The sequence below is a fragment of the Flavobacterium sp. GSP27 genome (assembly GCF_003970395.1).
Taxonomy (GTDB): Bacteria; Bacteroidota; Bacteroidia; order Flavobacteriales; family Flavobacteriaceae; genus Flavobacterium.
Window position 1 is genome coordinate 114213 of the sequence record NZ_RYDP01000011.1, and the last position, 9542, is coordinate 123754.

The 9542-nt window shown below is 35.2% G+C and carries 5 protein-coding genes; 2 read left to right on the forward strand and 3 right to left on the reverse strand.

The features are described 5' to 3' along the window. Positions 1-110: 110 nt before the first annotated feature. Positions 111-1661 carry a RagB/SusD family nutrient uptake outer membrane protein gene (locus EKM05_RS10925; RefSeq protein WP_126555187.1) on the reverse strand — a complete coding sequence of 517 codons (1551 nt, stop codon included), beginning with the start codon at positions 1659-1661 and terminating at the stop codon, positions 111-113. 4 nt (positions 1662-1665) lie between these two features. Continuing rightward, entirely contained in the window at positions 1666-4770 is a 3105-nt protein-coding gene (locus EKM05_RS10930; RefSeq protein ID WP_126462036.1) for a TonB-dependent receptor, read from the reverse strand. 199 nt (positions 4771-4969) lie between these two features. On the opposite strand from EKM05_RS10930, the gene EKM05_RS10935 reads away from it, so the two are divergent. Continuing rightward, positions 4970-5629 (forward strand): ribonuclease HII, encoded by a 660-nt coding sequence (locus EKM05_RS10935; RefSeq protein ID WP_126462167.1) that lies wholly within the window; start codon positions 4970-4972, stop codon positions 5627-5629. A 25-nt stretch (positions 5630-5654) separates the two neighbouring features. Here the strand turns inward: EKM05_RS10935 and lipB are convergent, their stop codons facing one another. After that, the gene (gene lipB / locus EKM05_RS10940; protein WP_126555190.1) at positions 5655-6386 is read right to left on the reverse strand and encodes a lipoyl(octanoyl) transferase LipB; all 732 of its coding nucleotides are present in this window, start codon (positions 6384-6386) and stop codon (positions 5655-5657) included. A gap of 1325 nt (positions 6387-7711) precedes the next feature. Here lipB and lysS point away from each other — a divergent pair. Beyond that, a complete protein-coding gene (gene lysS, locus EKM05_RS10950) occupies positions 7712-9421 on the forward strand; it encodes a lysine--tRNA ligase (RefSeq protein WP_126555192.1) in 1710 nt (569 codons plus the stop codon). The last annotated feature ends 121 nt before the right edge of the window (positions 9422-9542 follow it).

Sequence of the window (9542 nt, forward strand, 5' to 3'; positions counted from 1 at the left end):
ATGAATTTTTACCTTTATAACGCTGAAATACTAAAAATCATTAAATAAAAAAACCTTCCACAATCAAAATGACTGGGGAAGGTTCTCTCTTGTTAAAATATGAATCTACATTACCAACCTGGATTTTGCTGACCAGCTAAAATTTTATTAGTTGTTGTTACCAATAATGGTATTGGCCATAAGAACCTAAAATCACTTCCTGGGATCGCAGCATTTGTTCTTGGGCCTGTATACGGTGTTCCCAAAGTAAATGAACCAGCAGGAGGATTACCATTAGCTAATTTAGAAGGAATTCCATCAATTGGAAACAAATCATCCCCTTGTAATCTGTGAATATCTGACCATCTTCTTCCTTCACAAATAAATTCTATTCTGCGTTCTTTTAATATTGCACCAACTAAATCTTTTGCTGTTGCAAAACTTGCTGTAGTATAAGTTTGAGTAGATGGAACAGCTAATGATCTATTTCTTACTCTATTCAACTGTGTCAAAGCTGATGTTAAATCCGGCGAAGTTTTTCTAGCATTAGCTTCTGCCATATTCAAAAGTACTTCTGCGAAACGAATTACTGGAGCGGGATCAGTTGAATTTGTAATATCAGTATATTTGTTTGTTAAAACATTACCCGCATTGATCGTTGTCATCACACCATTCTCTCTTCTTTTATCATCATTTAACCACATCGCGTCTCTCCAAATGATTGGACTAATACAAATTAAAGCTCTATTTTTATACATTGACGCAAGTGAACCGTTGACACCAGGGTTTTGACCAGCTGTGGCACCATGTTGAATTGAAAAAATAGTTTCAACATTCGTACCTAACGTAAAAGCACCGGCTGGAGTTGGAGCTAAAGAAAGAGCAGATAATTTCGACCCTTCAACTACAACATTATCCCAATCTCTTTTTTGCAGATACACTCTAGTTTTAAAAGCGATAGCAGCTTCTTTTGTTGCTCTAAATTTATTAGTACCAATGAGGTTGCTCTCAGCAAAATTCAAATCAGCTAAAACTTTAGCATAGCACTCCGCTACTGAATTTCTTCCTTGCGCTTTTTCGCTCTCTACTTCCGCGTCAGTATCAACACCTACCTCTCTGTATGGTAGACCAGGGTGACTAGCACCGACAGTAAAATTGTAAGGCCTTGCGAAATAATTCAACATTTCAAAATGTGTTATTGCTCTTAAAAATCTTGCCTCCGCTATGTAACTATTTCCAAGCTGAGCTGTAATAACATTTTTACTTACAGCATCAGTTACACCTTCAATAATTAGATTACATCTGTTAATTAATCGGTAACCATCAACAAAATAATAGGTGTTGTTTGCCGTACCAGCATCGTATGTACCTGTATATGTTAACTGATAAAATCCGGCTAAATTAATTACATCTTCTCCTCTATTATCTCCTTGCTGAACAAAAGCTGCACCCCAGATATAACCTCGACCACTATTCGGATTGTTTGCTGTATTATTAAAAATACCAACCGAAGCCGCGTTATACATACCGTTCATTGAAGCCGTTATCAAAGTAGGTGTTGTGAATGCAACATCAGACGCTACCGCATTTATAGGAGTTAGTTCCAATATTTTCTCATCTGAACAAGAAAACAATCCCATTACTAGCATTACACTAGTTACTATTTTTATGTATTTTTTCATTTTTTTATAAATTTACGTTAATACCAATTGAAAAAATTCTTGCTCTTGGTGTACCGTTTAAATCAACTCCAGAAGTTTCTAATTCTGGATCTAATCCTTTGTATTTCGTTATTAAAAATAAATTTTGTACCTGAGCTGACAATCTCACTCCTTCAACGCTTATTTTTTCGGTTAAAATTTTTGGAAACGAATACCCTAAACTTATGTTATCTAAACTAATAAAGTCTGCATCTTCTACAAAACGAGTTGTTAGATTACTTGCTTGGTTAATAAATGGATTTTGGTTAGCAACTAATCTAGGCGTAACTCCGTCACCAGGATTTGTTGGACTTTGCCATCTACCAAGGATTTCTGTGCTATTGTTGCTTAAACCTAAATTAAGTAAATCTCTTCTAGTACCATTAAAAACTTTGTTTCCACCACTGAAACGAATCAAGAAGCTAAAATCAAAATCCTTATAGCTCATTCTAGAATTAAATCCACCAAAATAAGTAGGAAGTGAATTTCCCTGAATCTTTTTATCGGCTTGTGTTAAAGACGATGCAACGGATACATTTGTGGGATCGGCTGGATTAAATACTTTGTAATTAGCTGTTGCGATATTTCCTTGAACCAAGCTACCATCAGCTTTATAATAGACCGGATTACCGTTTGCAGCGTTTACACCCCAATATGTAAATCCATAAAGTGAGTTTAATGATTCACCTTCCCGAATAATGATATTTGGCTGAATATTTATATCTCCTGAGCTTCCACCAATGATATCTGCACCATTATTTGGCAAATTGTAAACTTTATTTTTCTGTAAGGTTAAATTTGCATTGACATTCCACTTGAAATCTTTAGTGTTTATAACACTATAATCTACTCCAAATTCATACCCTTTGTTTAATACATTTGCAGCATTTCTATCTATTGCATTTCCTGGAACGCCTAATGAAGGATCTATCGGAAACTGAAGTACTACATCTTCAGAGGTATTCTTGAAATAATCAAAGTTTAAAGTCAAACGATTATTAAATAAAGACAAATCTACTCCATAATCAATTTTAGTACTTGTTTCCCATTTTAAATTTCTGTTTGCAAAAGTTGTAAATGCGATACCATTGTTTGGTCCATAAAATGAAGGAGAATATGTACTCAAATAAGGATAATTACTTCTTCCCACATTTGTGTTACCCGTTAAAGAGTAAGACCCTCTGATTTTGAATTGAGAAATGACACTTTTAAAATTTTCCATAAAACTTTCATTCGCAATATTCCAACCTCCAGAAACACCAGGAAAACTTTGGTAGCGAATGTCTGAATTAAATTTCGATAGTCCATCACGTCTTATAGTACCTTGAACAAAATATTTTTCTTTATAATTATAACTTGCTCTTCCAATATAAGAAATAATACCTTCTTCGCTGACACCACCCCCTGATTCTTGAGTACCAAAAGCCCCTGTTACCACATTTTCATTAAAAAATGGATCAGTTATATTGGTACCTGTACCAAAAAAACCTTCATTTCTCTCTTTTTGAGCTTCATAAACTGCTGTCAAAGATAAATTGTGATCATCACTAAATGTTTTATTGTAGGACAAAACATTTTGAACATTCCAACGAGTTAAAGTATTATTATTATTACTTAATCGTCCATTAGTTCCACGTCCATCACCATGTAATGGATTCCAATATAAAAATCCGTTTGTTGAAGCGTTATCAACTCCAATTTGGAAACGATAATTTAAACCTTTAAGGATATCAGCGGATAAAAAAGCACTGGATATAATCCTAGTTACCTTAGATTCAAACTTGTTGTTTGCTAATACAAAGCTAATATTGGATAAATTATCCGTGGCTTGTGTAAGATTTGTACCTTGACCAATATTTCCGGATGCATTAAGGTTAAAACCTGTTGGGTTTGTTGCATCAAAAGGAGAAGTATTAGGCAACTGTCTTATTGCACTAAAGATATTTCCTGAAATAGAGTTCCTTCCTGTATTCAATCCGTAAGTATTAGTTTTGGTAACCCCAATGTTAGCTCCGGCTGTTAACCATGACGTCACTTCATGTTCTAGATTTGACCTAAGAGAATAACGATCTAAACTGTTTGACTTCGCAATACCATCTTGAGTAGAGTAACCTAAAGACATGAAATATCTAGTCTTGTCAGAACCTCCACTAAAAGATAGAGAATGATCTGTTTGAACAGCACCTTTATTCAAAACCTGACTTTGCCAATCAGTATCAAAATTACTTCCAGCTGCCCAAGCCGCTTGACCAGCATTTAATCTTTTTTCGTTATTAATAACTAGAAAATCAGCAGTTTTAAGTAAATCAAATCTTTTTGTTGCTGAAGCAAATCCAGTAACATTACTATAAGAAACTTTCATTGTTCCTTTTTTACCTCTTTTAGTAGTAATTAAAATCACACCGTTTGCAGCTCTAGAACCATATATTGCAGTCGCAGCACCATCTTTCAAGACTTCGAAAGACTCTATATCGTTAGGATTAATATCGGCCAAACCATTGGTGTCAGCAGAACCTCCAATATCTCCAGAGTAAATTGGTAAACCATCCACTACATACAAAGGTTGAGTACCACTATTAATGGTAGCCACACCTCTAATTCTAACCCTCGGCGCTACACCTAAAATCCCGTTCTGTGTAGTAACTTGTACACCTGCAGCTCTTCCTGCTAATTGACTTTCAAAACTAGGTGTAATTAAACCTTTTATAGCTTCTCCACTAATTGAGGAAATAGAACTAGTAAGGTCTTTCTTTTTCTGAACACCATAACCTACAACAATAACCTCTTCTAGGGTATTATCTGCTTGTAACATTTTAATGTTAACTGTGGATGAAGCTCCAATATTTGCTGTCATATCTTTCATACCAACAAATGAAAATACTAAAACTTCCCCATTACTTCCTTTAATGGAATATTTACCATCAAAATCTGTTTGTGTGCTTCTATTTGTTCCTTTAATAATAACATTCACTCCAGGAATAGGTCCTGTAGCATCAGACACTACTCCTGTAACGGTCTTTTCTTGTGCGAACACAAATTGCATTGACAAAGCCAACAGCAACGTAAAAATCCATTTAAATTTTGATCTCATATTAATTTGTTTTGAATTAGTTATTTCACAAAAATCTTAATAATTCTTTAAATAAACAAACTTTTATAAAATTTAACACATTGTGTTTTTGACACCATTCCTCTTCAAAAAATAAACATACCAATGAAATTTAGTTATTATGACACTACAAACTGCGGATAATCACTTCAAAAATCTTATTTTTGTCAAAATCAATTTAATGTTAAGTCCTTTTTTTTTAACGCCATATTTAGAAACCGGAACTGATGAGGCCGGTCGGGGTTGTCTGGCGGGCCCCGTGACTGCAGCAGCCGTAATACTACCTGCGCATTTCCAAAATGAGTTATTAAATGACAGCAAACAATTGTCTGAGAAAATAAGAGAAAAATTAAAACCTATTATAGAACAAGAATGTGTTTCATTTGCCGTAACCCATCTGGAACCGTTGATTATTGACCAAATAAATATTTTGAACGCCTCCATAAAAGCAATGCAGGAAAGTATTTTAAAACTAAATCCAAGACCTGAATCCATTATTGTAGACGGAAATACTCCATTGATTCCTAAGGGTGGGATTAAAAATCGCGGAGGAAAGATTTTTACCGATGCTGAAATTGAAATCCTACATTCGATTCCGAATGCCAGTATCATAAAAGGAGATTCAAAATTTATGAGTATTGCCGCCGCTTCCGTATTAGCAAAAACGTATCGGGATGAATATATGAATCGGATTCATGAGGAATTCCCAATGTACAATTGGAAACAAAATAAAGGATATCCTACCAAAGAACACCGTGAAGCCATTCGGAAATATGGGGTTACAAAACACCACCGAATGACATTTCGTTTGTTGCCGGAACAGTATTGTTTTGATTTTTGAATTTAGATTGCTTCGCCAGTTCGCCTTACAGGCTCGTGTAACGATTTTTGAGTGCAGGTTTCTCAAAAGTGGCATCAAAAAGAATGGCAAAATGTTTCAGGATTTTTTCTTTGACTTCTTGTTCATTCACTTTGGATACGCCTAGTTCTACGTTCAAAGAAGTTACGGCTTTACCGCGAATCCCACAGGGAATAATATTGTCAAAATAACCCAAATCAGCATTTACGTTTAAAGCAAATCCGTGCATAGTGACCCAACGGGAAGCGCGAACGCCCATTGCACAAATTTTTCTGGCAAATGGTGTTCCTGCGCCTAACCAAACGCCGGTTTCGCCTTCGCTTCTGCCACAAACAATTCCATATTCTTCAAGGGTAAGAATAATAGCTTCCTCCAGAAACCGTAGGTATTTATGAATATCCGTAAAGAAATTTTCTAAGTCTATAATAGGGTACCCTACGATTTGTCCAGGTCCGTGATAGGTAATATCGCCACCACGATTGATTTTATAAAAAGTAGCTCCTTTAGCTTCCAATTGTTTTTCAGACAAAAGTAAATTACTTAAATCACCACTTTTGCCTAATGTATATACATGCGGATGTGCTACAAAAAGGAAATAATTGGGTGTTTGTAAACTCGTTTCTTCTCTCCTATTTTTAATTTTTAAGTCAACTATTTCTTTGAACAATTCTTCTTGGTATTCCCAAGTTTCTTTGTAACCTTTAGTTCCTAAATCTTGAAGTTGGATGTTTTTATTCATGTGTCATTGCGAGGAACGAAGCAATCCTATTTCGTTCACTTATTTTTGAATGACAAAGGTACAACGTTTTGAGTTTACTGTTTTTTCCTATAAGGTTTTTTTTCAAACCTTGCAGGTATGATATAAAATTATGAATCAAAAATAATTAGTCTCGGACTTGAACTAATTTCGATGTTTTATCATTGCGCCAAAAAAGTCACCTACAAGATTTGAAAAAACCATTGAAGGATTAACTCATATTTCTGTCAAGTTGAGCGCAGTCGAGACTAACCAAATGAGTCTCGACTGCGCTCGACTTGACCATAAGGCGATTATTTAAGTTCAATATTATTATTCCAAAACAACTTCAAGATTTATACTCTCCGGGTTTTTAAACAATCTGTGATTAGAAATTGCATTTCCAGTGCTTTTTTGTCATCGCTTATTTTTGAATTTATATTTGAACCCGATTTTATTTTTCGAGGAAAATGATATTTTAAAATAAAATTTTGAACGGCTTTAAATTTATGGAAGCGTATTTTTAATCTTTCAATTTCTTCTTGTTGCTTTTTTAATTCTACTGCGTCTGTAATTTTGACAATTCTTTTAAAAGTACTTCCATCAAAAGTAAAGCTAACACTATAATAATGTTCTTCGGCAACCAATGCATAATTATTTTCTATATCATCCGCCTATTCTTCGGTTTTGTATAAATCAGCAACTTCGGCTATTGTATTAAATTTTTGACAGATTGTTGTCCAAAATTCTTTCTCGAAGGAACTTTTCTTACTATGGACTTTTACCGTAGTAATTTTTTTAAAAATGGCTTTTTAGGATGCTGGTAATTTGGAAAACGTCTCGGAATTTTTGGTTATCAGATCTTTAAAAACATAAGTTGTATCAAGAAAAACGTCTTCTTTGGAGTGATTTTCAGCTATAAATTGCATACAACGATGTTCATCGCGGAGTAATTCTGTTTCAATTTCTCCGGTTCCGTCTTGGTTTAGACAAATGGTTTCTGTTACTTGGCAACTGATCAAAAATAATACTAAAAGCAGTAAAGCGTGTTTTTTTCATTGAGGTATTTACGAAATGATTTGATTTCAAATATACATGATTTGTACTATTTTTCATGTTGATTTAAAAAAATAAAAGTCGTAGCATAGCCCCGATAGCAGTGGCATCCTTTTTTTCTTGTTTTTTTTTGAACAAGAAAAAAAGATAGAACGAATAGCGGGACGGATCGTCTTGAAGAAACAAAATATTCTGCTCCAAAAAACGGTACATTTTAAACTTTAAATTTTAAAACTTATATAGTATCTTTGCGCTCTTAAAATCAGCATAAAATGGCATTATCCGAACAAGAAATATTACGTAGAGAAGCACTTACAGAATTACGCAATTTAGGTATTGAGCCTTATCCTGCAGCCGAATTTATTACAACCGCATATTCTAGCGAAATCCTAGCTGATTTTGCAAAATACGAAGGTAAGGAAGTGGTTTTAGCGGGTCGTTTGATGGGGAAGCGTATCATGGGAAAGGCGTCATTTGCCGAATTGAAAGATGCTGAAGGGCGTATTCAAATCTATGTTTCGAGAGATGATATTTCGACAGATGAGGAGAAAACCATGTATAATGTCGTTTTCAAAAAACTGTTGGATATTGGCGATTTTATTGGGATTCGCGGAACGGTTTTCAAAACGCAAGTGGGAGAAATCTCGGTTCATGTTTATGGATTGACGGTTTTGGCCAAAGCCTTGAAACCACTTCCGGTAGTAAAAACGGATGCTGATGGAAAAACACACGATGCTTTTGCTGATCCGGAACAAAGATACCGTCGTCGGTACGTGGATTTGACCGTGAATGATCATGTAAAAGAAACGTTTATCAAAAGAACAAAATTGTTCAATGCAATGCGTTCTTTTTTTAATGACAAAGGATATCTTGAAGTAGAAACGCCTGTTTTGCAACCAATTCCCGGTGGTGCTGCAGCGCGTCCTTTTATCACGCATCACAACTCGCTTGATATGCCTTTGTACATGCGTATTGCGAACGAATTATACTTAAAAAGATTGATTGTTGGTGGTTTTGAAGGGGTTTATGAGTTTTCGAAAAATTTTCGTAACGAAGGAATGGACCGTACCCACAACCCAGAATTTACTGCCATGGAAATATATGTAGCCTACAAAGACTACAACTGGATGATGAAATTTGCCGAAGACCTTTTAGAACATTGCGCGATTGCCGTAAATGGAAGCTCAGAAGTTACTTTTGGAGAACATACCATCAATTTTAAAGCGCCTTACGCCAGAGTGACAATGACGGACTCTATCAAACATTTTACTGGATTTGATATTTCAGGAAAAAGTGAAACAGCGTTATTTGATGCTGCCAGAGGAATGGGAATTGATGTAGATGCAACCATGGGGAAAGGGAAACTGATTGATGAGATTTTTGGCGCGAAATGCGAAGGAAATTACATTCAGCCTACTTACATCACGGATTACCCAAAGGAAATGTCTCCGCTTTGCAAGCAACACCGTGACAATCCAGAATTGACAGAACGTTTTGAATTGATGGTTTGCGGAAAAGAAGTGGCAAACGCCTATTCTGAATTGAATGACCCAATTGATCAAAGAGCCCGTTTTGAAGACCAAATGAGATTGGCTGAAAAAGGAGATGATGAAGCCACAGGAATAATTGACGAAGATTTCTTGAGAGCATTAGAATACGGAATGCCTCCAACATCCGGAATGGGAATTGGAATGGATCGATTGATTATGTATTTGACAAATAATGCTTCTATCCAGGAAGTGTTGTTGTTCCCGCAAATGCGCCCAGAAAAAACTCAAGTTAAAATTGAATTGGAAGACGATGAAAAATTGATTATTGACCTTTTGAAAGTCAATGAAAACCAAATGGATTTTGGTTTACTAAAAATCAAATCGGAACTGAGCGGTAAAAAATGGGATAAAGCCATGAAAAATTTATCTTCTTTAGGATTGACCGAAGTTGTGGTAAATGGCGACAGCAAAGCGTGTCGATTGAAAGCCTAAGTGTATTATAGAGCTATATTTATAAAAAAGGAGCTTCAAATTGAGAGGGCACTGAAAAACTTCACTTATTTTGATTAGCATCCTTTTTTAGACAATAAAAAAACGCTTATAACAGGATTTT

What these genes read in the sequence shown, in the direction of transcription:
- lysS (WP_126555192.1), top strand. Translation starts at nt 7,712, where the DNA reads ATGGCATTATCCGAACAAGAAATATTACGTAGAGAAGCACTTACAGAA.
- lipB (WP_126555190.1), bottom strand. Translation starts at nt 6,386, where the DNA reads ATGAATAAAAACATCCAACTTCAAGATTTAGGAACTAAAGGTTACAAA.
- EKM05_RS10925 (WP_126555187.1), bottom strand. Translation starts at nt 1,661, where the DNA reads ATGAAAAAATACATAAAAATAGTAACTAGTGTAATGCTAGTAATGGGA.
- EKM05_RS10930 (WP_126462036.1), bottom strand. Translation starts at nt 4,770, where the DNA reads ATGAGATCAAAATTTAAATGGATTTTTACGTTGCTGTTGGCTTTGTCA.
- EKM05_RS10935 (WP_126462167.1), top strand. Translation starts at nt 4,970, where the DNA reads ATGTTAAGTCCTTTTTTTTTAACGCCATATTTAGAAACCGGAACTGAT.